This is a genomic window from Rhodococcus sp. M8 (genome assembly GCF_015654185.1).
In the GTDB taxonomy this organism is placed as follows: Bacteria; Actinomycetota; Actinomycetes; order Mycobacteriales; family Mycobacteriaceae; genus Rhodococcus; species Rhodococcus aetherivorans.
On sequence record NZ_CP064065.1, the window covers coordinates 2,064,305 to 2,086,354 of the forward strand.

General features: G+C 71.7%; 19 protein-coding genes and 1 pseudogene. 13 read left to right on the top strand and 7 right to left on the bottom strand.

Translation table 11 applies throughout. The annotated features are described in order from the left end of the window. Positions 1-4 precede the first annotated feature (4 nt). Complete coding sequence (locus tag ISO16_RS09175) at positions 5-1,195, bottom strand: MFS transporter (RefSeq protein WP_072635767.1); 1,191 nt, start codon at positions 1,193-1,195, stop codon at positions 5-7. Between ISO16_RS09175 and ISO16_RS09180 the strand changes: the two genes are divergently transcribed. The 3 genes from ISO16_RS09180 to ISO16_RS09190 are packed head-to-tail and all read left to right on the top strand — an operon-like array spanning position 1,194 to position 3,503. Further along, the gene (locus ISO16_RS09180) at positions 1,194-1,976 is read left to right on the top strand and encodes a PIG-L family deacetylase (protein ID WP_072635768.1); all 783 of its coding nucleotides are present in this window, start codon (positions 1,194-1,196) and stop codon (positions 1,974-1,976) included. The genes ISO16_RS09175 and ISO16_RS09180 overlap by 2 nt on opposite strands. A 25-nt stretch (positions 1,977-2,001) precedes the next feature. Then, positions 2,002-2,463 (top strand): SRPBCC family protein, encoded by a 462-nt coding sequence (locus ISO16_RS09185; protein ID WP_072635769.1) that lies wholly within the window; start codon positions 2,002-2,004, stop codon positions 2,461-2,463. Between the two features lie 5 nt (positions 2,464-2,468). Beyond that, the gene (locus ISO16_RS09190; RefSeq protein WP_072635770.1) at positions 2,469-3,503 is read left to right on the top strand and encodes a tocopherol cyclase family protein; all 1,035 of its coding nucleotides are present in this window, start codon (positions 2,469-2,471) and stop codon (positions 3,501-3,503) included. Positions 3,504-3,586: 83 nt separating this feature from the next. Here the strand turns inward: ISO16_RS09190 and ISO16_RS09195 are convergent, their stop codons facing one another. Next, positions 3,587-4,834 (bottom strand): ROK family protein, encoded by a 1,248-nt coding sequence (locus tag ISO16_RS09195; protein WP_442800826.1) that lies wholly within the window; start codon positions 4,832-4,834, stop codon positions 3,587-3,589. 450 nt (positions 4,835-5,284) lie between these two features. Between ISO16_RS09195 and ISO16_RS09200 the strand changes: the two genes are divergently transcribed. The 3 genes from ISO16_RS09200 to ISO16_RS09210 all read left to right on the top strand — a co-directional run bounded on the left by ISO16_RS09200 (position 5,285) and on the right by ISO16_RS09210 (position 8,112). Then, positions 5,285-6,241 (top strand): TauD/TfdA dioxygenase family protein, encoded by a 957-nt coding sequence (locus tag ISO16_RS09200; protein WP_072635771.1) that lies wholly within the window; start codon positions 5,285-5,287, stop codon positions 6,239-6,241. A 62-nt stretch (positions 6,242-6,303) separates the two neighbouring features. Beyond that, the gene (locus ISO16_RS09205) at positions 6,304-7,053 is read left to right on the top strand and encodes an SDR family NAD(P)-dependent oxidoreductase (protein ID WP_072635772.1); all 750 of its coding nucleotides are present in this window, start codon (positions 6,304-6,306) and stop codon (positions 7,051-7,053) included. Positions 7,054-7,059: 6 nt separating this feature from the next. Continuing rightward, complete coding sequence (locus ISO16_RS09210) at positions 7,060-8,112, top strand: DUF2804 domain-containing protein (RefSeq protein WP_072635773.1); 1,053 nt, start codon at positions 7,060-7,062, stop codon at positions 8,110-8,112. Positions 8,113-8,122: 10 nt separating this feature from the next. On the opposite strand, the gene ISO16_RS09215 is transcribed toward ISO16_RS09210, so the two are convergent. Further along, on the bottom strand, positions 8,123-9,298 hold the full coding sequence (locus ISO16_RS09215; RefSeq protein WP_195886197.1) for a L,D-transpeptidase: 1,176 nt from the start codon (positions 9,296-9,298) through the stop codon (positions 8,123-8,125). Between the two features lie 66 nt (positions 9,299-9,364). Further along, on the bottom strand, positions 9,365-10,411 hold the full coding sequence (locus ISO16_RS09220) for a UDP-N-acetylmuramate dehydrogenase (protein WP_072635775.1): 1,047 nt from the start codon (positions 10,409-10,411) through the stop codon (positions 9,365-9,367). 71 nt (positions 10,412-10,482) lie between these two features. On the opposite strand from ISO16_RS09220, the gene ISO16_RS09225 reads away from it, so the two are divergent. The 3 genes from ISO16_RS09225 to ISO16_RS09235 all read left to right on the top strand — a co-directional run bounded on the left by ISO16_RS09225 (position 10,483) and on the right by ISO16_RS09235 (position 12,397). After that, on the top strand, positions 10,483-10,986 hold the full coding sequence (locus ISO16_RS09225) for a DUF2505 domain-containing protein (protein ID WP_006946535.1): 504 nt from the start codon (positions 10,483-10,485) through the stop codon (positions 10,984-10,986). Positions 10,987-11,050: 64 nt separating this feature from the next. Next, a complete protein-coding gene (locus ISO16_RS09230) occupies positions 11,051-11,557 on the top strand; it encodes a DUF2505 domain-containing protein (RefSeq protein WP_006946528.1) in 507 nt (168 codons plus the stop codon). 6 nt (positions 11,558-11,563) lie between these two features. After that, positions 11,564-12,397 (top strand): SAM-dependent methyltransferase, encoded by an 834-nt coding sequence (locus ISO16_RS09235; RefSeq protein ID WP_072635776.1) that lies wholly within the window; start codon positions 11,564-11,566, stop codon positions 12,395-12,397. Here ISO16_RS09235 and ISO16_RS09240 read toward each other — a convergent pair. Further along, positions 12,343-12,960, bottom strand: a complete 618-nt coding sequence (locus tag ISO16_RS09240; protein WP_029545192.1) for a type IV toxin-antitoxin system AbiEi family antitoxin domain-containing protein — start codon at positions 12,958-12,960, stop codon at positions 12,343-12,345. The two genes, ISO16_RS09235 and ISO16_RS09240, sit on opposite strands and share 55 nt — an antisense overlap. A gap of 103 nt (positions 12,961-13,063) precedes the next feature. Here ISO16_RS09240 and ISO16_RS09245 point away from each other — a divergent pair, with 103 nt between their 5' ends. Then, positions 13,064-13,801: an LmeA family phospholipid-binding protein gene (locus ISO16_RS09245; protein WP_072635777.1), complete on the top strand. Its 738-nt coding sequence runs from the start codon at positions 13,064-13,066 to the stop codon at positions 13,799-13,801. 39 nt (positions 13,802-13,840) lie between these two features. On the opposite strand, the gene deoC is transcribed toward ISO16_RS09245, so the two are convergent. Then, positions 13,841-14,506: a deoxyribose-phosphate aldolase gene (deoC, locus tag ISO16_RS09250; protein WP_006946525.1), complete on the bottom strand. Its 666-nt coding sequence runs from the start codon at positions 14,504-14,506 to the stop codon at positions 13,841-13,843. Positions 14,507-14,570: 64 nt separating this feature from the next. Between deoC and ISO16_RS09255 the strand changes: the two genes are divergently transcribed. Then, positions 14,571-15,095, top strand: a complete 525-nt coding sequence (locus ISO16_RS09255) for a GNAT family N-acetyltransferase (protein ID WP_072635778.1) — start codon at positions 14,571-14,573, stop codon at positions 15,093-15,095. Between the two features lie 74 nt (positions 15,096-15,169). Here ISO16_RS09255 and ISO16_RS09260 read toward each other — a convergent pair whose 3' ends face one another. Then, the gene (locus ISO16_RS09260; RefSeq protein WP_072635779.1) at positions 15,170-18,589 is read right to left on the bottom strand and encodes a serine/threonine-protein kinase; all 3,420 of its coding nucleotides are present in this window, start codon (positions 18,587-18,589) and stop codon (positions 15,170-15,172) included. Between the two features lie 488 nt (positions 18,590-19,077). On the opposite strand from ISO16_RS09260, the gene ISO16_RS09265 reads away from it, so the two are divergent. After that, complete coding sequence (locus tag ISO16_RS09265) at positions 19,078-19,695, top strand: MBL fold metallo-hydrolase (RefSeq protein ID WP_006946520.1); 618 nt, start codon at positions 19,078-19,080, stop codon at positions 19,693-19,695. Next, positions 19,692-21,986 (top strand): annotated as a pseudogene (locus ISO16_RS09270) (FdhF/YdeP family oxidoreductase); the annotation flags it as partial. The gene ISO16_RS09265 and the pseudogene ISO16_RS09270, both read left to right, overlap by 4 nt. Between the last annotated feature and the right edge of the window lie 64 nt (positions 21,987-22,050).

Here is a 22,050-nt window from a genome sequence, read left to right on the forward strand (position 1 = left end):
CGGGTCACCCTAGCCGGGCGAGCCGGGCCACTCCCACCGCGCACGCGCATCCGACGAGCGCGGCCACCACCGCGACCCCGATGCCCGCGCTCGGCCCGGACCGGTCGATGACCTGACCGACGACGGCGGAGCCGACCGCGACACCGACCCCGAGTCCCGTGACCGTCCAGGTGATGCCCTCGGTGAGCCGGCCCGGCGGCACGATCCGCTCGGTCAGGGAGGTCGCGACGATCATGGTGGGGGCGACGGCCACCCCGGCCGACAGGTAGAGCACCGCGAGGGCCGGCACCGTGTCGGCGAGCAGCAGCGGCCACAGCAGGACCGCGACGGCCGCCGTCGCGCCGAGCAGCTGCCGCGTCAGCGGCGCCCGCGGCCGCACCGCCCCGAAGACGAGGCCGCCGAGCGCGGACCCGGTCGCGAACATCGCCAGCACCACGGTCGCGGCGCCGGGCGCGCCCCGCTCGGCGGTGAAGGCGACCCCGACCACGTCGACGACGCCGAAGATCGTGCCCATCGCCGTCATCGCCACCACCAGCACGACGAGCACCGGGATCCGCAGCACGCTCGCGCCGGGTGCCCCCGCGACGACCGGGCGTGCCGGGGGTTCGGTGCCGCGCTGGGCGGCGAGCGCGACGGTGCCGATCACCAGCAGCACAGTCCCGAGCAACGCGCCCGCCTCCGGGAACGCGGCGACGCTCAGCCCCACCGACAGCACCGGCCCGACGATGAAGCACAGCTCGTCGATCACCGCCTCGAGCGCGAACGCGGTACGCAACCCGTCGGTGCCGCGGAGCAGCTCGGTCCACCGGGCGCGGACCATGGCGCCGATCGTGGGCATCAGTCCCGCCGGGACCGCGCACGCGAACAGCAGCGCCTCGGGCGCCTCCCACCGTACCCCCGCCAGCATCGCGGCGGTCGCGGCCGCGCTGATCGCCGCGGCGACCGGCAGGACCCGGGACTGCCCGTGCCGGTCCGCGGCCCGCGAGACCAGCGGGGTGAGCACCGCGTACGACAGCGCGAACACCGCGGCCAGGGCGCCACCGAGGCCGTAATCACCCCGCAACTGCGAGAACATCGTCACGATGCCGATGCCGACCATCGCGATCGGCAACCGCGCGACGAACCCCGCCAGGCAGAAGGCGGCGGCGCCCGGCGCGGTGAACAGTGCACGGTAGGAGCGCATTCGTGCCAGCATGCAGTACGTGAGCGTGCTGGTGTGTTTCCATGCCCATCCCGACGACGAGGTGTTCACCACCGGCGGGGTGATGCGCCTCGCCGCGGACGCGGGGCATCGGGTGGTGCTGGTCGTGGCGACGGACGGCGCCGCGGGCGAGGTCCCCGACGGGCTGCTCGGTCCCGGCGAGTCCCTGGTGCAGCGTCGCCGCGCCGAGCTCGAGGCGTCGGCGGAGACGCTGGGAGTCGCCCGCCTGGTGCCGCTGGGCTACGCCGATTCGGGCATGGCAGGGGCGCCGCAGAACGCGGACCCGGCCGCGTTCTGCAACGTCGACGTGGACTCGGCCGCGGCCCGGCTCGCGGCCGTGCTCGCGGAGGAGAGCGCCGACGTCGTCACCATCTACGACCCCAACGGCGGATACGGGCACCCCGACCACGTGCAGGTGCACCGCGTCGGCGCCCGGGCCCAGGCGCTGACCGCGCACCCGTCGGTGTACGAGGCGGCGATGAACCGGGACCACATCCGTCGCCTGCTCGCCGCCAACCCGGACGTGAGCCCGGACGCGTCGCCCCCGGACCTGGACACGTTCGGCCTGCCGGAGGCCGAGATCACCACCACGATCGACGTGTCCGCGACGATCCCCGCGAAACGGGCGGCGATGCTCGCGCACGCCTCGCAGGTCGGTGACTTCGGGCCGATGCTGGCGATGACGCCGGAACAGCTCGCGAGCGCGTTCGGCCTCGAATGGTTCCGCCGGCGCGGCGCGGAGCCGACGCTGCAGGAGAACGCCCTGCCCCTGTGATCGACCCGACCGAAGAGGAGCGCGAATGGGCCACCACGTCGAGCTGAGCCGTTTCGTCGACGCACCACCCGACCGGGTGTGGCGGGTGCTGACCTCCGTCGACTCGGCCCCGCAGATCCTGAGCGGGGTGCAGAGTGTCGAACGGCTCGCGGGCGTCGGCTACGAGGTCGGCACCCGCTGGCGCGAGACCCGCACGATGTTCGGCAGGGCCGCGACCGAGGAGATGACCGTGACGGCCGTGGAGCCGGGGCGGCACACGGCCGTCGAGGCCGAATCCGGCGGTGTGCGCTACCGCACCGAGTTCGACGTGGCCCCCGAGCGGGCCGGCACGACGCTGACCGTGCGGTTCTCGGCCGACGCCGGCCGTCCGGGACGGATCCGGCGGGCGCTGACGGCGCTCGTCGCTCCCCTGGCCCTGCGGGCGACGCGTAAGGCGCTGCACCAGGACCTCGACGACATCGCGGCCGCGGCCCGGGCCGGGATCTGAGCGTCGTGTCGCTGTGCTCGAGCTACCGCGCCACCGGCGCCGACCTGCCCTTCGGTGATCCGCTGGCGGCGCACGACGTCGCGATGGAGGGGTACTTCTGGCGGTTCACCCAGCCCGGGACCGGACGGGTGGTGATCGCACTGTGCGGCGTCAACCGGGCCGCCGACGGGTCGTGGGCGACCCTCGGCCTGGCGGCGCACCCGGGCGGATTCCTGCGTACGACGGCGCATCCGGAGGGGTTCGCCGACCCGCGGCGGCTCGGCGCGTCGGCGGGCACGGCGTTCCGCGGGGAGCCCGACCGGCTGCGCGTGGACCTCGGCGACGACGCACGCCTCGATGTGCGGGTGACGGCGCCCCGGCCGTGGCCCCGCCGCCGGTTCGGCGGATCCAGCGTCTTCCACGCGGTCCCCGCGCTCAACCAGTACTGGCACCCGTGGCTGCTCGACGGGCGAGCCGAGGGCGAGGCCGTGCTCGGGGGCGAGACGTGGAACCTGGACGGCGCCCAGGTGTACGCGGAGAAGAACTGGGGCCGAGGCGGATTCCCGGAGTCGTGGTGGTGGGGCCAGGCGCACGGCTTCACCGACTCCGCCGCGTGCGTCGCCTTCGCCGGTGGGCAGGTCCACGCCGGACCGCTGCGGACCGAGGTGACGGCGGTGGTGGTCGCCCTGCCGGACGGACCCGTGATCCGGCTGGGCAACCCCGTGGTCTCCCCGGTGCGGGCCCACGTCGCCGACGAGCGGTGGTCGCTGTTCGGGCGCGGGCCGCGGTGGACCGTCGAGATCGAGGCGACCGCCCCGCTGAGCGCCGCGCACGTCCTGCCGGTTCCGCTGCCACTCGAGCGCCGCAACGTGCCCGGCGCCCTCGAGCACCTCGCGGGCTCGCTGAGCGTGACCGTCCGCGACCGCGGCACGCTGGTCTGGGCGGACGAGTCGCCCCTCGCGGCGCTCGAGCACGGCGGTCTGGCCCGCGCGCGGGCCGAACTGGACCGGCGGGGTGTGCCGGCGGACGCGACGGACGGCCCGCCACTGCACGGCGGCTGACCGGCGGCCCCGCATCCGCGCGCCTCCCGGTCGTCCGCGCGTGAAATCGAATCGTCTGCGCGGATAGCCATTCCGTGCGCGTATCAGACCAGCGCCCGGCGCATTGCGCCCAGCGGATCGGAGTACAGCGAACTCAAGGACACCACGCTCGCGGCGTGCGCCTGCACTCGGTCGCCGAATCCGGTGACCCGGACGTCGGCGCCCGACGGCGACGCGAGCGCGCGCGCGACGTGCGGTGCGGCCTCCGGGTACGCGGTGAACGCCTGGCCGCCGAGGATCACCCGGTCCGGGTTGAACAGGTCCCGGAGCATCGCGACGGACCGCCCCAGCACCTGTGCCCGCTCCACGAGGATCTCGTGGGACTCGTGAGAACCGTTGCGGGCCAGCGCGTACAACGCGGCGACGGACGTGGCGCCCGCGTCGAGCAGGCCGGCGGACCGCGCCCGGGTCAGCACCGCACGGTCGGCGACGGTGGCCTCGAGGCATCCGCGGGCACCGCAGGCGCACGGCACGGACGATCCGGTGGGCAGGTGCGACACCGAGCCCGGGCCGCCGCGCGGTGTGTGCACCCGGCCGTCGAATGCGATTGCGATACCGACGGTTTCGCGAGCGTAGAAGTACAGGGTGGCGCCCTCGACATCGGCGGTGTCGCGGTCGGGGGTGAGCAGCAACTCGGAGGCGGCCATCGCCTCGACGTGCGCGGCGACGGAAACCGGCAGGCCCAGGCCCCGGCTCACCACGGTCCCGACGGGCGCATCCTCCCAGCCGAGCCGCGGGTGGTCCACGGTTCCGGTGGCCGAGTCGACGCGGCCGCCGAGCGCGACGCCCGCCCACAGCGGCGTGCGCCGGTGCCAGCGCGACGCGAAGGCCCTGGCGCTGCTGGTGATCGCCCCGAGCGCCGCCTCCTGGCCGCCGCGCGGGGTGGGGATCTCCACCGCGCCGATCACACGCCCGCGCAGGTCGCTCGCGACGATGCCGGTGACGGCCGCACCGATGTGGATGCCGACGGTCAGGTAGCGCTCGTGGTCGGTCTCGAACGGCACCCGGGGCCGGCCCACGGCACCGGACGCGGTCAGATCCGGCCGCTCCCGGAGCAGGCCCGCGGCGAGCAGCGCCGAGACCTGCCGGTTCACGGTGGCGATGCTCGCGCCCGTCGCCGTCGCCGCCTGGTCGCGGCAGATCGGCCCGCGCGCCGCGGCGACCCGGAACACCGCGGCGGCGGTGCCGTCGGCGACCTTCAGCTCGGGCGGCACGATCTGCACGCGCGTCGTCGATCGCACCCGGGCGGTGGCACTACGGGAACGGACGCCCGATCCGGAGGTCGGGCGAATAACATTGGTGGACAGGACATTTGACGTAGCTACTGCAGTCACTGCGGCTCTTCCTCGAGATCGGGTCCGCAGACCCGGGGCGTGGCAGGGAGGCGCCGATCCGCTCGATCGTGAGGCAGAGACCCACCGGCCGACGGCCGGGGAAAACGAAGCGGGGCGCGAAGGGCGGTGTCAGCGACAACACAGTTCGCGCGCCAGCGGCAGCCGCGAGCCCAGCGCGGCGGTCACGTAGGTGACCCGCGGAGCACGGAGACGGCGAGCTGGCATATCCGCAACCTAGCCGCCGCGCGCCACTGTGTCCAATCCGCACGGCGTCCGATCCGCACGGCGTCCGATCCGCACGGCGAGGCGGCGGCAACGGTCCCGATCACGGTGACGGAAACCCTTACGCCGGCCCGCCGCCGGTGATGAGGTCGACGGCACCAACGTTCGATCTACGAAAGGTCCTCCATGTCCGTGGATTTCGATACCCGCACCGCCTCCGCTCGCGACGTGTCCGTGGTCCGTCTGGGCGGGCACATCGGGGCCCGCATCGACGGCGTGCGGCTCGGCGGCGATCTCGACGAGGCCACCGTCGAAGCGATCCGGCGCGCCCTGGCCGAGCACAAGGTGATCTTCTTCCGGGAACAGCACCACCTCGACGACGCGTCGCAGTACGCGTTCGCCGAGTTGCTCGGCACGCCGACCACCGCGCACCCGACGGTCACCTCGCGCGGGGCGCACGTGCTGCCGATCGACTCCGACTACGGCAAGGCGAACAGCTGGCACACCGACGTCTCGTTCGTCGACCGCATCCCGAAGGCGTCGATCCTGCGCGCGGTGGAACTGCCCGCCTACGGCGGTTCGACCACGTGGGCTTCCGGGGTGGCGGCCTACGAGGGCCTGCCCGCCCCGCTGAAGACCCTGGCGGAGAACCTGTGGGCCACCCACACCAACCTGTACGACTACGCCGCCGAGAGCGCGGAGCAGCTCCGCGACGGCGCCGACGAGCGGGTCGCCGAGTACCGCGCCGAGTTCCGGTCCGAGTACTTCGAGACCGAGCACCCGGTGGTGCGCGTGCACCCCGAGACCGGGGAGCGGTCGCTGCTGCTCGGCCACTTCGTCAAGGGCTTCGTCGGGCTGAGCGGCCGGCAGTCGCAGGCGCTGTTCCGGCTGCTGCAGGACCACCAGACCCGGCTGGAGTACACCACCCGCTGGAACTGGGCCGCCGGGGACGTGGCGGTGTGGGACAACCGCGCCACCCAGCACTACGCCGTCGCCGACTACGACGGCCTGCACCGCCGCCTGAATCGCATCACCCTCGCCGGGGACGTCCCGGTGAGCGTGCACGGCGAGGCGAGCCGGTCCGTCGCCGGCGACGCGAGCGCCTACTCGGTCGTCGAGGTGCCCCGCCCGCTCGCGTCGTGACGGGCGCCGCGGTCGCGCGGACCCCCGCGCGACCGTATCCGGGGCACCCTAGGATCGCCTGCATGACGATTTCTCCCGATTCCCGCGTGGCCGTCGTCACCGGTGCCTCCTCCGGCATCGGCGAGGCCACCGCCCGAACCCTCGCAGCCCAGGGCTTCCACGTCGTCGTCGGCGCTCGCCGCGTCGACCGGATCGAGAAGCTCGCGGACGAGATCGGGGGCACGGCCCTCGAGCTGGACGTCACGGACGAGGACTCGGTGACCGCCTTCACGACGGTGCTCCCCCAGGTGGACGTGCTGGTCAACAACGCGGGCGGCGCCAAGGGCATGGCCGCGGTCGCCGAGGCGGACCTCGACGACTGGCGCTGGATGTGGGAGACCAACGTCCTCGGCACCCTGCGGATGACGAAGGCCCTGCTGCCGAAGCTCGTCGCCTCCGGCGACGGCCTGATCGTCACGATCACGTCGGTGGCGGCGTTCCATGCCTACGACAACGGCGCGGGCTACACCTCCGCCAAGCATGCCCAGGCAGTGCTGCACCGCACGCTGCGCGGTGAGCTGCTCGGCAAGCCGGTGCGCCTGACCGAGATCGCGCCGGGTGCGGTGGAGACCGAGTTCTCCCTCGTGCGGTTCGAGGGGGACGCCGAGCGCGCCGCCAAGGTGTACGAGGGCATCACGCCGCTGGTGGCCGAGGACATCGCGGAGATCGTCGGTTTCGTCGCGTCGCGCCCGCCGCACGTGAACCTGGACCAGATCATCGTGCAGCCGCGCGACCAGGCCGGCCCCATGCGCTTCCACCGCACCGCCGAGTAGGAACCGGTGGGCATCGAGAGGGACGCCGGGCAACGCCGCCTCTCCCCGGGGCCGTTGCTCGACGTGCGGGGCCGTCTCGCCGAGGCCGGCTGGGCCGGCACCGAGGTCCGGGCCTACGACCGGTCCCGGGTCGCGGCACCGCGGTGGCGGATCAAGGAGTGGGACTACTACTGCGTGCTCGCCGACGGCGACGACGGCCCGTTCGGTCTCGCGCTGACCGTCGCCGACAACGGCTACATGGGCCTGCTCGGCGTGAGCTGGCTCGACCTGGCCGGCCGTGCGGACACCACCGAGAACGCGATGATCCCGTTTCCGCTCGGACGGCTGCGGTTGCCCGCCTCCGCGGACGCGGGCGATGTGGTGGTCGACCGGCGTGGAATGCGCCTCGAGTTCCGGCACGAGCGCGGCGCCCGGCGGCTGATCGTCCGGCATCCCGGATTCGCGGGCGGGCGGGGCCTGTCGGGCGAGGTGGTGCTCACCCCGCCCGGTGCCGAGCGGATGGTCGTCGCGATCCCGTTCCCCGGCGACGAGCGGGCGTTCTACTACAACCAGAAGATCCCCGGCCTCACCGCCGCCGGCACCATCACGGTCGGCGGCCGCGAGCACACCTTCGACCCCGCCTCCGCGTTCGGGGTGTTCGACTGGGGCCGGGGCGTATGGACCTACGACAACACCTGGTTCTGGGCGTCCGCATCGGGACGGCACGAGGGGCGTCCCTTCGGGTTCACCGTCGGCCACGGCTTCGGCGACACCGCCGCCGGAAGCGAGAACATGCTCCTGCTCGACGGCATGGCGCACAAGCTGGACCGGGTGCGGTTCCATCTGCCTCACGGCACCTACGACGGCGCGCCGTGGCGGTTCTCGAGCAACGACGGCCGGTTCGAGATGGGGTTCGAGCCGATCCTCGACCGCGCCGCCGACGTGAACGCCCTCGTCCTGCGCTCGACGCAGCATCAGGTCTTCGGCCGGTTCACCGGCCACGTCACGCTCGACGACGGTGCCCGGCTCGAGGTGCGCGAGCTTCTCGGATTCGCCGAGAAGGTGCGCAACCGCTGGTAGTGCGCCTTGCCTACAGCGCGGACATCGACTGCCAGGTGGGCCAGTCGATCGCCCAGTCGTACAGGTCGCCGTCCGCGGCGGACAGCTCGATCGACGTTCCGGACACCTCGACCGGGTCGCCGTACATCGCCGTCGCGAAGTACTCCTGGGCGTCCCCGAGCGAGAGGTTGATGCAGCCGTTGGTGACGTTGGTCGCCCCCTGCTGGCCGAGGGTCGCGGGGTTGGCGTGGATGAACTCGCCGTTGTTGGAGATCCGCACCGCCCAGCGTTCCCGCACGTTCTCGTAGTACGGCGGGTTGGACATCAGGAAGTCCTCGTGCTTCTCGGTGACCACGTGGACGCCGCTGCGGGTGACGTTGCGGGCTTCGTTGCCCTGCCCGTAGCTCACCGGGATGTCCATGATCGTCACCCCGTCACGCACCACCTGCATGCGGTGCGACGTGGCGTCGGCCACGACGACCTGGCTCCGGCCGACGGTGAAGTCGAGGGTGAGGTCCTCCGCCCCGTAGGCGCCGTCGCCGTAGTCGAGGCCGTAGAGCCGCGCGTCGAGGTGCACCGCCGTGCCCGGCGTCCAGTACTGCTGCGGGCGCCAGTGCGCGCGGGCACCGCCGTTGTCGTCGGGCAGCCACGCCCAGCTGCCGACGGTCGGCGGGTCGGTGCCGACCACCATGGCCTTCTCGACGGCGGCCTTGTCGGTGATCGGGCCGTCGAACTGGACGATGATCGGGGCGGCGATCCCGACCGGCTGCGCGTCGGCGATGTTCAGGTTCGCGGAGACGACCCGGTCGGGGTCGACGGTGTCGAAGCTGCCCTCGACGGCCACGGCCGCGCCGTCGGAGCCGACGGCCGTGCCGGACCAGCGGTAGGTCGCGCCGTAGCCGAGCGGTTCGGCGACGGTGTAGCTGCGGCGGTCGGCGGCGAGGGCGCCACGCACGACGGTGCTCGTTCCGACGTTCGTGAGGGCGACGTCGGTGAGCTCGCCGTCGGTGACCGAGACGCGGATCGGGGTGGTGGGGTTCACGTCGGTGGCGCCGTCGGCGGGGTCGGTGACGATCGACACGACGGGCGCGGTGCCGGTGGGAACCGCACTCCCGCCGGGGCCCGACGAGCACGCCGCGAGCACCGCGACGAGTGCGAGCAGCCCGAACCACAACAACCGACGACTTCGTTCACCCAGGTGGAGCACTCCGACGAGAGTACGCCCGCCGCGCTGTCGCGTCGCAGCGCGGCGGCAGGTCCGGCAGACCGGCTCTCAGATGAAGCAACCCACGGTGACCGGCTCCGGCTCGAGCCGCACACCGAACGCGTCCTGCACGCCGTCGCGCACCTCCCGCGCGAGGGCCACCAGATCGGCGGTGGTCGCGGTGCCGCGGTTGGTGAGCGCGAGGGTGTGCTTGGTGGACAGCCGCACCGGCGCGCCGGGGCCGGGGAAGCCCTTGCCGAACCCGGCCCGCTCGATCAGCCATCCCGCGGAGAGCTTGGTGCCGCCACCGGCGGGGAACCGCGGGATCCGCACGTCGGGCCCGACGCGTTCCTCGACGGCCGCGAGCACGCGGGGCAGCTCGTCGTCGGCGAGCACGGGATTGGTGAAGAACGATCCGGCGCTCCAGGTGTCGGGGTCGTCCGGGTCGAGCACCATGCCCTTGCCCCGGCGCAGGGCGAGCACCTGCTCGCGGACCTCCGCGGCCGGGCGTCGCTCGCCCTCCTCGGCGTGCAGGGCCGACGCCAGCTCCCGGTAGCCGATGGGGGCGCTGGCCCCGTCCGGCCGCACGGCCAGGTCGACCTCGAGGACCAGGGCGTCGTCGGAGTGCTTGAGGACACTGGTGCGGTACCCGAGCCCGAGGTCCTCGGGGCCGATCCACCGGACGTCGCCGCTGGTGCGGTCGAGCAGCCGCACGGCCCTCAGAATCGACCCGACCTCGACGCCGTAGGCGCCGACGTTCTGTACCGGGGTCGCACCCGTGGAGCCGGGGATGCCGGACAGGCATTCGAGCCCGCCGAGGCCCGCCTTCACGGTCAGGGCGACGACGTCGTCCCACCCGGCGCCGGCCTCGGCGCGCACGGTGTCCTCCCCCGGCTCGATCCCGGTGGTCGCGATGCGCACGACCACACCGTCGAACCCGGCGTCGCCGATCACCAGGTTGGAGCCGCCGGCCAGGACGAGGGTGGGGACGCGTGCCGCGTCGAGCAGGCGGACGACCTCGACGAGGGTGTCGGTGGTGGTGCACTCGGCGAGCAGCCGGGCCGGACCGCCGAGCCGCAGCGTGGTCAGCGTCGACAGCGGCACGTCCTCGGACACGACGGCGCCCGCCTCGACGAGTTGGGCCCCAATACGCGGATCAGACACCCGCAAACGGTAGCGTGCCGACCATGGGCAGCCGCATCGACCATTACTCGCACTACGCGTTCCCCGTCGCCACGGTGCACGCGGCGCTCGTCGACGAGAACTACTGGCGGAGCCGCCTGGCGGAGATCGGCGGGCCGGGCGCGACGCTCGAGGACGTGCGCACCGGTGACGGGACGATCGACCTGCACATGACCCAGTCCATCCCGGCCGAGCACCTGCCGAGCTTCGTCACCAACTTCCATCCCGGCGACCTGGTCATCCATCGGCACGAGTCGTGGCAACCGGTGACCGGGGACCGCGCGACGGGCCGCTTCTCCGCGCACGTGGACGGGCTGCCGGGAAAGGTGGACGGCACCTCCACGATGGCGCCGGACGGCGCGGGCACCATCGTCGAGATCGACGGCGAGGCCGAGGTGCGGATCCCGTTCCTCGGCGGCAAGATCGAGGGCATCATCGTCGAGCAGATCGTCGAACTGTTCGACGTGGAGCGCACCTTCACCGCGAAGTGGCTGTCCGAGCCGCACTGACGAGGCCGTTGCGGGACGGTGACGATTTCCGTCGTTCGGTAACGAACCGGTAACCTCGCGTGTCATGGCCCGGCGAATCGACTACTCCGCCCGCTATCCGTACAGCCCGGAGCAGGTGTACGAGGCGCTCTCGGACCGCGCGCACTGGGAGGCGCGCATCGTCGAGATGCGCAAGTACTCCGAGAACCACCTCGCGGAGTTCGAGGTGTCGGACGACGGCATCGACCTGGTACTGCACCACGTCCTGCCGCGCACGGAACTGCCCGAGATCGCCCAGACGGTGATGAAGAAGGACATGGTCATCACCCGTAAGGAGACGTACACCCCCTTCGGCGACACCATCACCGGCAGCTACCAGGCCTCGGTCCCCGCGGGTCCCGGCAGCCTCACCGGCACGATGGAACTCTTCGCCTCGGACGGCGGCAGCACCCTGCGCACCACCTCGGAGGCCAAGGTCTTCCTGCCGTTCATCGGTGGCAAGCTCGAGCAGCTCATGCTCGTCAACCTCGTCGACCTGTTCCGCACCGAGGCGGAGATCACCGCCGGCTGGCTCGCGCGCCGGTTCGGATAGTCCCCTGTGCGCGCCCCGCGCCCGGAAGGTGTCGTCACCCGCGGCACCACGGGCATCAACCGCCTGCGCCGCAGCGACCGCTGGCTGATGCACCACCCCGACGTCGCCCGCGTCCTGCACTCCCGGGACGACGCGCTCGTCGTCGACCTCGGCTACGGCGCGATGCCGGTGACCACCCTCGAGCTGGCCGCGCGGCTGCGCACGGTGCGTCGCGGCCTGCGGGTGGTGGGTCTCGAGATCGATCCCGACCGGGTGGTGCCGGGGCGGGACGGCGTGGAGTTCGCCCGCGGGGGCTTCGAGCTGGCCGGGCTCCGGCCGGTGCTGATCCGCGCGTTCAACGTGCTGCGCCAGTACCCCGAGGAGGCGGTGGCGCCGGCGTGGGATCGGCTGCGGTCCGGGCTCGCGCCCGGCGGGTTGCTGCTCGACGGCACGTGCGACGAACTGGGCCGGCGGTGCGCGTGGGTGCTGCTCGACGAGCACGGCCCGCGCACGCTCACGCTGGCGTGGAGCCCGTTCCACTCGGACGCCCCGTCGGACCTGGCCGAGCGTCTGCCGAAGGCCCTGATCCACCGCAACGTGCCGGGGGAACGGATCCACGAGCTGCTGCAGGCGGCGGATCGGGCCTGGGCGTCGGCGGCACCGCACGCGGCGTTCGGACCGCGCGTGCGCTGGCGCGCGACGCTGGACCTGTTGCGCGCCCAGGGCGTGCCGGCGGCATCGCAACGCCGGCGGCTGCGGGACTGCGTGCTGACCGTGCCGTGGGACTTCGTCGCCCCGGCGCAGGCTCAGCCGGCCGCGAGCAGTGCCAGCTCGATGCGGTCCGCGACGGCCGCGGGCTGATCGGCGACCGCGGCGTGCAGCTGCGCCGAGGTCACCCGCCCGATGGCGATGGCGTCGCCGACGAGTTCGTCGAGGACCTCCTGGGAGACGCCACCCGCGGCGAGGTCGACGGCGGTCCGCGCGGGAGTGGTGATGCGGAAGCACCCGACCTGCTCGCAGTCCTGTGCGCGCAGCTGCCGGTGGTGCAGGGCGAGCCGGTTGCTCGGCACGGTTCGCTGGTCGGCCGTCGACAGGTGCAGGAAGCGGGGTTGCAGGTGCCCCATGCCGTGCAGGTCGGCGGCGCTCTGGTGCGAGACCACCGCCGCGCCCTCGTACCAGGCGCACCACTGCGCGAACTCGTCGAACTTCGTGTGCGGGCTGTCGCCGAGCCGGAACAGGTCCGATTCGATCCGGACCCAGTGCCCGGCCGCGATCCGGCCGACGAAGTCGATCGTGGCGATGCCGTGGGCAATGGCCTGGCGCGCGGTGAAGAAGCCCGCCTGCGCGAGCGCGGTATGTCGCAGGGCCTCGTCCGGATCCACCCGGCCGGAGGCGTCGTGTTCAGGTTCCGTCCAGCCCGTCATGCCGCCACAGTACCCGAACAACTGTGTCCCACCTCACACTTTCTGGTAGTGGGACCGCATCTTCACAGACCTTCCTCAGAGTTCTTCGGAACAATCCCGAACCATGACGAACCGGAAGCGCATCCCCTTCGCCGCCATCGGCATCGCCCTCGCCGTCGCGCTGGTCGCGGTGCTCGTCGGCGCCGAGGTGTACGTCCGCAACCGTGCCACCAACTGCCTCGCGCAGTCGTTCGAGAGCGAACTCGGCACGAACGTCGACGTGGATCTCGGGTGGAAGCCGGTGCTGCTCTCGCTCGTGGACAAGCAGGTCTCGTCCGTCACGCTCGACAGCGACGACACGGCGTTCGGCCCCGCCCAGGAGATGCAGGTGCACGCCGTGGTCCGCGACGTGGATCTGCGGGAGAGCGCCGCCGGGGCCGGGACCATCGGCAGCTCGAGCGCCGACGTGGTGTGGCCGTCGTCGGGCATCCTCGCGACGGTGCAGACCCTGCCGCTCGGCTCGCTGATCACCGACGTCACCCCGGACGCGAACGCCGGCACCCTCCGCTTCACCGTGGGCGGCGCGGACCTGGTGGAGCTGACCGTGCGGCCGGAGGCCCGGAACGGGGCGATCGCCGTCGAGACGGTGGACGCGTCGCTGTTCGGCATCGGGTTGCCCACGGCACTGGTCGACGGCATCGTCCAGATCCTCACCGAGAGCCTGCAGCAGTACCCGCTGGACATGCAGGCGATGGCGGTGTCGGTCACCGACTCCGGTATCGCGGTGACGCTCGAGGGCGGCGCCTACACGATGCCGGAGGCCCCGGCCGGACAGCAGTCGCAGAACCAGCTCGACTGCTGAGGCCGCGGCCCGATACTCGCTGAGGCCGCGGCCCGGTGCTCACTCCGGCAGGTCGTCGAGCACCGCGCGGGTGCCGGACAGGCCGAGCCGGGTGGCGCCGGCCTCGATCATGGCCAGCGCCGCCTCGGCCGTGCGGATGCCGCCGCTGGCCTTGACGCCGAGCCGGCCGCCCACCGTCTCGGCCATCAGCCGCACCGCGTGCACCGACGCACCCCCGGCGGGATGGAACCCGGTGGACGTCTTGACGAAGTTCGCGCCGGCCCGCTCGGCGGACCGGCACGCCTCGACGATCGCCTCGTCCGACAGCGCCGCCGACTCGATGATCACCTTGAGCACGGGCTCGAACCCGATCGCCTCCCGGACGGTGAGGATGTCGGCGAGCACGGCGTTGAAGTCCCCGGCGACGGCCGCTCCGATGTCGATCACCATGTCGATCTCGGCGGCGCCCTGATCCACGGCGAGCCGGGCCTCGGCGCCCTTGATCAGCGAATGGTGCTTGCCCGACGGGAAGCCCGCCACGGTGGCGACGACGAGTCCGTCCGCCCGCAGCGGCAGCATCGACGGCGACACGCACACCGACCAGACGCCGAGCTCGCGGGCCTCGTCGACGAGCGCGCGCACGTCGGCCCCCGACGCCTCGGGCTTGAGCAGGGTGTGGTCGACCATCGCGGCGACCCGGGCACGGGTGAGGGTGGTCTCCGGCATACCCGTCAGCTTTCCACAGCGATATTCCGTTGCCCGGCCCGACGCCGGTGTCCACACTGCTCTCGTGTTCATCCGACGAGAACTTCCCGCCGACGTCCCCGCGATCGGCGACGTGCACCGCGCCGCATTCGCGCCGCTCACCCCCGCCGGCGCGGAGCCGGTCGAGCCCGGCCTGGTCGAGGCGCTGCGCGCCGGCCCGGCGTGGCTGCCCCGGCTGTCACTGGTCGCAACGGACGCCGAGGGCACGGTCGTCGGGCACGTGTGCGTCACCCGCGGCACGGTCGACGGCGAGCCGGCGCTGGCCCTCGGGCCGATCGGGGTGCTGCCGGAGTTGCAGCGCGCCGGCGTCGGGGGCGCTCTGATGCACGCGGTGCTCGGCGCGGCGGACGCCCTCGACGAACCGCTCGTGGTGCTGCTCGGGCACCTGGACTACTACCCCCGTTTCGGGTTCGTCCCGGCCGCCGAGCTCGGTGTCGAACCCGACGTGCCCGAATGGGCGTCACACCTGCAGGCCCGCGCGCTCACCGCCCATCGGCCGCAGCTGCGCGGGGTCTTCCGCTACGCGCCTCCGTTCTACGAGATCGGCTAGCCCGAGCGGGCCGTCGGGGCGGCAATCGCGGTGTCGCGATGCGCTCGATTCGGCGCTGCCCGGGGTGGGAGGACTCACGTGTTCTCCGGTGTTGCGGACGGCTGTGGTGCTGTGTGCAGCCGATCGAGGAAGTGGGCGAGGGCGGGGCTGATGCTGCGGCCGTGTCGTTCCGAACCGACCCGCCGAACGAGTTCTCGCACAGCGGGTCCGGTATCGAGCACCGGCTGAACCAAACCCGACCGTGCACACTGCTCGAGGACGGGCAGTAACACCCGTTCCGCTTCCGGGAGTGAGCCGACCGTGACAAGGCACTCGGTCAGCAACAAGCGGGCATAGAGGGATGCTCTGGGCCGGTCGGTGGCGCTGATCGACTCGGTGAGGATTCGGGCGCGCCGGCACGCGGGTGTCCGGGCACTGTCGGAGCCGGCGGCGAGCAGCAGCCGGATTGCCGCCTCTTCCGTGGTCTCGGCCGTGACCTGGGCGATCCCGTCAGGAACGTCGCTCGGAAGCCCGGGAGGAAAGGTGTCCGGGGAGACCTGCGATATCCCGATGCCCGTCCGGATGCGCTCGTTGGTGATGTACACCGCCAGGCGGGGCAGTTGCAGTGACAGTGCCAGCCGTTCCCCTTCGGCCAGTCGCTCGGCGGCCTGTTCGTGCTGCCCCAGGCGATGCTTCAGGCGAGCGCCGATGACGTACGTGGCGAGCATGAACTCGACGGTTCCGCCTTCGGCGCCGAGGCTGTAGCTCTCGTCGAGCAGGCCTTCGGCCTCGGCGAGGTTTCCCTGTTCGTACAGCAATTCCCCGAGGAGGGCACCGGTGAGCCGGGAGCTGTAGGAATTGTCTTCGTCGGAAGCGGTGGCCAGGTGCATGGCGTGGCGCAGGCTCGTCTCGGCGCCGTCGAGATCGAGTTGTTCCCGTGCGGCCACTGCATCGAGGCAATAGCCGTAGATGACACTGAACGGCCCGGAGGCGCGGCGGTGATGCGGGCGTGCCCATTGCTGCCAGCGCCGGGCCTCGTCGAAGTCGAACCGCTGGATCTCGCGGAACGAGGCCACATCCGCGACACCGCACAGAATCCACGGGCGGAGTCTGTCGGCGCGGGCGATACACGCCTCGAGTGCCTCGTCGAGGTGGTCGAGACGGTCGTCGAAGACGGTGATGGTGGCCCGGATGAGATCGGCCTCGGCTCGGGCGTCAGCCTCTTCGTCGCCGGACACGGTCGGCAGCACTGCCTCGAGGCGGCTGAGGGCGTCGTTGGCCGCAGCGCGGTGGTGCAGCAGTGCGTGTGCCCAGGCCACCGCCAGCTGCAGGCGTGGCCGCATCGCGCCGGCGGTCGTCGGTAGCTTGGTCTCCAACCCGAGCAGAGTGTTCATCCGGGATTGTTCGAGCAGTGGGATTGCTTCCCGCTCGACCACGTCGATCGCCGCGTCGTCGTCGCCGGCGGCGTGGAAATGATCGACCGCCGCGCTCAACAGGTGTTGATCGGCGAACCATCGGGCCGCGGTCCGGTGCAGCTCGTGCAGGCGTTCCGGGTCGCCTCGTTCGAGCCGGCGGCGTAGATAGTCGGTGAACAGGTGGTGGTAGCGGAACCACTGTCCCTCCTCGTCGAGCCGGGTGAGGAACAGGTCCCGTTCTTCGATGTCTTCGAGCACGGCCTGGGCGTCCCGGCGGCCGGTCAGGGCGGTGGCCAGGGCTGCGCACGTGCGTTCGCTGACCGCGGTGGCCAGCAGGAAGTCGAGCAGGTCCGGTTCGAGGCTGTCGAGGACGTTCTCGGCGAGGTACTCGCCGAGAGCGCGATGCCGGCCCGACAGCTGGCGGATGACCGTCCGGGGGTCACGGTGTTCGCGTATTGCCAGCGAGGCCAGCTGCAGGGCCGCCGCCCACCCGTCGGTTGTTTCCTCGAGCTCGGCAACGTCCTTGTCCTCCATGGTCAATCCGGTGGTACCGGTGAGCAGCTGGCGGGACTCGTCGACATCGAAGCGTAGTGCGGCGGCGTCGATCTCGATCAGCTCGTTGTGCACGCGCAGGCCGCTCAGCGGCAGACCCTGCCGGGCCCGGCTGGTGACGACCAGCTGCAGGTGGTGGCACCCTTGCTCGAGCAGGAACCGGGCGATGGCCCGGCTGGCGGGGTTGGTCACCCGGTGCCAGTCGTCGAGGACCACCGCGATGTGCTGCCCGCCCGCGTGTGTCCGGTTGATCAGGGTGGTCAGCACGAACCGCTCGGCACCCTCCCCGTGTGCCTCCAGGACACGGGTCAGCTCTCTGCCCAGCCGGGGCAGGGTCACCGTGACCGCATCGACGAGATGCGCGAGAAACCAGGCGGGGGTGTTGTCGTCTTCGTCAATCGACAACCAAGCGGTCTTGCCGCCGTCGTGCTCGAGCATCCGCACGTACTGGGTGGCCACGGTGGTCTTGCCGTATCCGGCCGGGCCGTGGATCAAGATCAGCCGTGCCCGGGTCGCGGTACTGAGCCGGTCGAGCAGCCGGGTGCGCTGCACCATCGCGTGAGCCGCGACCGGGGGGCGGTACTTGGTCGCCACGGCGGGCGGGCGAGCAGGCACGGACGCACCGGCCGAAGGGTCGAGGCGCAGATACGCCGCGGTCGCGGGGGATTCGCGACTTTCCGGCTGCGGTGGGCTCTCCTCGTCCCAGACCAACGGCAGCGGCAGGTCGGCAACGGTGTAACCGAGGTCCGCCCCGGCGCTGCGCAGCGCCTCCCCCAACCCCGCCGCCGTGCCGAAGCGGTGGGCGGGCTCACGGGCCATCGCCTGCTCGATCACCGCACACACACCCTCCGGAACATCCCGCTCGCGCAGATCCGGGATCGGTTCGGTGCTGATCCGCAGCAGCTGCGCCACAAGTTCCTCCCCGCGGCGCCGCGCGTAGGCCGGCCGGCCGGCCAGCGCGGTGAACAAGGTGGCGCCGAGTCCGTAGACGTCCGAGGCGACCGACGGAGACTGCCCGTGCAGCAGCTCCGGCGCGGTGTAGGCGGGAGAGCCCACCACCAAGCCTCGCGTGGTGTCCTGCCGATCCGACAGCCGGGCGATCCCGAAATCGGTCAGTTGCGGTTCGCCGTACTCGGAGATCAGGATGTTCGCCGGTTTGACGTCGCGGTGCAGGACACCCGCCCGGTGTGCCGTCTCGAGCGCCCCGGCCATCTTGATGCCGATGTCGAGAACTTCGGCAACCGTGCGGGCCCCGCGCCGGTTGATCCAGGCCTCGAGGGAGTCCCGGCGGTGGAACGGCATCACGATGTAGGGACGCCCGGTACGGGTGACGCCGGCCTCGAGCACGTGCACGATGTTCGGATGCCCCGACAGCCGGCCCATCGCCTGCTGCTCGCGCAGAAACCGCACCCGGTCGGTCTCGTCCGGACTGGGGCTCATCACCTTGACCGCGACCACCCGGTCGAGGGCGGGCTGACGACAGCGGTAGACGATGCCGAAACCTCCCTGCCCTGCCACCCGCGGCTCGACGAAACCGGCCGCGCTCAACTCGTCCGCAAGCTCCCTCGGAGGCGGATCAGCGGGACGTTCGGCGGCGTCACCGGACACCGTGCACCCGGTCTTCGGACCGAGTCCGGCACGGCAGCAGGTGCACCACGGCACTCCCGGGAGCCGGTTCTGCCGGCCGGTGCTCTGCGGACTTGATCATGACGCCACCTCGGATTGCTTCCGATTCTAGGCGCCACCCGCAGAAATTCACTGGCGGTGGGGAGCGCGAGGGCCTGGGCGCACTGCCCATCGGGAGAGGCCGATCTGATCGTTCGGCCAGTTCGTCGGCAAGTCGGCGGACTTTACGGTGGATCCGGCAACGACCGTTGACGGTCGGGCAGGACCAGCTGTGTTCGATGAAGATGCGAGGGACCACGTGTGCGATCGGAAGGCCTACCGCGGTGCGCGTTCCTGTGGTGCAGGCTCACGCCCAGGGGTATTCGGGTCGGGGACACGTGCAGTGAGCCGACCGACGGTACGAGCCTGACGTGAGTGAGGGTTTTCGGATCGACCGCGTCTGCGTTCGACGAGCACGGCCCCCGGGGCCGTTCTTCGCCGATCCCGGAGAAACGAACGTCTGGCTGGTCGGCGACGACCGGGACGTGGTGGTCGTCGATGCGGGTGGTCGAGCCACCGACATCGCCGACGCGGTCGGTGACCGATGTGTCACCGCGGTGATCTGCACCCAGGGTGGCCGGGCCCACGTCTCGGCCGCGGTCGACGTGGGCGTGGGACTGTGTGCTCCGATCCTGCTGCATCCGGCCGACCACGCGTTGTGGCAGGCGGTGCACGGGCAGCGTCGCTATTGGCGACTCGACGACGGGCAGCGCATCGCCGTCGCCGGTGACGAGATCCGGGTGCTGCACACTCCGGTCGCCACGCCCGGGTCGGTGTCGTTGCATCTTCCGCACCTGGGCGTGGTGTTCACCGGCGACGTCCTCCGGCACGGGTGTGAAGCGCCCGGACACACCCCGACGCCGAGCACGGCGCCCGGGCCACTGTCGGCGTTACCGGCCGACACCCGAGTTCACCCCGGCCACGGCGACAGTTTCCTTCTCGGCGAGGCGTTCTCGTCGACCGATCGATGGGTGCGACACAGCGCATGACGAACACCACGGACCGGCACGTCTTCGACGAGAACGACATCCAGATCACCGACCCCAAGTCCTACGCGGCCGGGGTGCCCGCGGTGCTGGTGTCGCTGCGTCGTGGTCTCGAGCAGATGGGCCCGCTACGCACCGCCCGCACCCTGGCCCGGCTGAACCAGCGGCACGGCTTCGACTGCCCGGGTTGCGCCTGGCCGGAGACCCCGGGGCATCGCAAGGCCGCGGAGTTCTGCGAGAACGGCGCCAAGGCCGTCGCCGAGGAAGCCACCACCCGGAAAGTCGGCCCGGAGTTCTTCGCCGCCCATTCGATTCCGGAGTTGCTCGCGCAGACGGACTTCTGGCTCGGGCAGCAGGGCCGGCTGACGCATCCGATGATCATCCGACCGGGCAGGGCGCACTACGAGCCGATCGGCTGGGACGAAGCCTATGCGGTGATTGCCGAGCACCTGCGTGCCCTGCCGAATCCGGACGAGGCGATCTTCTACACCTCCGGCCGCACCTCCAACGAGGCGGCATTCGTCTACCAGCTGATGATCCGGTCCTTCGGCACCAACAACATGCCGGACTGTTCGAACATGTGCCACGAATCCTCCGGCACCGCCCTGACCGAGACCATCGGCATCGGCAAGGGCTCGGTGTCGGTCACCGACCTCGAAGACGCCGACCTGATCCTCATCGCCGGCCAGAATCCCGGCACCAACCATCCCCGCATGCTCTCCGTGCTCGAGAAGGCCAAGGCCAACGGCGCCACGGTGATCGCGATCAACCCCCTGCCCGAGGCCGGGTTGCTGCGGTTCAAGGACCCGCAGAAGGTGAACGGCGTGCTCGGTGACGGCGCACAGATCGCGGACGAGTTCCTGCAGATCCGCATCGGCGGGGATCAGGCCCTGTTCCAAGGCCTGGCCAAGCTGCTGCTCCAGGAGGAGGACCGTCGGCCGGGCACCGTGCTCGACCGCGAGTTCCTCGACAGCCGGTGTGCCGGGTTCGAGCAGTGGGCCGAGCACATCCGGGCCGTCGACCTCGCCACGGTGCTCGAGGCGACCGGCCTGACGCGCGAGCAGATCGAACAGACCGCCCGCGCCCTGATCGCCTCGAACGCCACCATCGTGTGCTGGGCGATGGGCCTGACCCAACAGACCCACGGTGTGGCCACCATCGAGGACGCCGTGGCCTTGTTGCTCATGCGGGGGATGATCGGCAAACCCGGAGCGGGGGTGTGCCCGGTGCGCGGGCACTCCAACGTCCAAGGCGACCGGACGATGGGGATCTGGGAGAAGATGCCCGAGTCCTTCCTGCAGGCTCTGGACGACGAGTTCGGCATCCGCAGTCCCCGCAGGCACGGCCTCGACGCGGTCGATTCGATCCGCGCCATGCGCGACGGCGCCGCGCACGTGTTCATGGCGATGGGTGGCAACTTCCTCTCCGCGACCCCGGACACCGATGTGACCGCCGCCGCGCTGCGCAACTGCGCGCTGACGGTGCAGATCTCGACCAAACTCAACCGCAGCCACCTCGTGCACGGGCGCACCGGGATCATCCTGCCCTCGCTCGGCCGCACCGACAAGGACGTCCGCAACGGCCGCAAACAACTGGTGTCGGTGGAGGATTCGATGTCGGTGGTGCATCTGTCCCGCGGTGGCCTGACGCCGGCCGGCGAACAGTTGCGCAGCGAGGTCGCCATCGTCTGCGAGCTCGCGCAGGCGTTGTTCGGGCCGGATCACCCGGTGCCGTGGCGCGCGTTCGCCGACGACTACGACGCCATCCGCGACGCCATCGCCCGCGTCGTGCCCGGGTTCGACGACTTCAACACCCGGGTCCGCCGACCGGACGGGTTCGTCCTGCCGCACCCACCCCGCGACGAGCGCCGCTTCCACACCGCCACCGGAAAGGCGAACTTCGTCGTCAACGACCTCGACTGGGTACCGGTGCCCGAGGGCCGGCTGATCCTGCAGACCCTGCGCTCCCACGATCAGTACAACACCACCATCTACGGCCTCGACGACCGCTACCGCGGCGTCAAGGGCGGCCGGCGGGTGCTGTTCGTCAACGACCGCGACCTCGAGTCGTTCGGCTTCGCGGCGGGCGACCGGGTGGACCTGATCTCCGAATGGCCCCGCACCGACGGCACCGTCGAAGCGCGCCGCGCCGACGACTTCCGGCTCGTCCCCTACCCCACCCCGGTCGGCAACGTCGCCGCCTACTACCCCGAAACCAACCCCCTGATCCCGCTCGACCACGTCGCCCGCAAGTCCAACACCCCCGTGTCCAAGGCCGTCACCATCCGCCTCGAAGCCCACACCCCTCGGCGCGAGGGCGCCGCGGCACCGGGCACGGCGCCCGGCCGGCCCTCCCCGA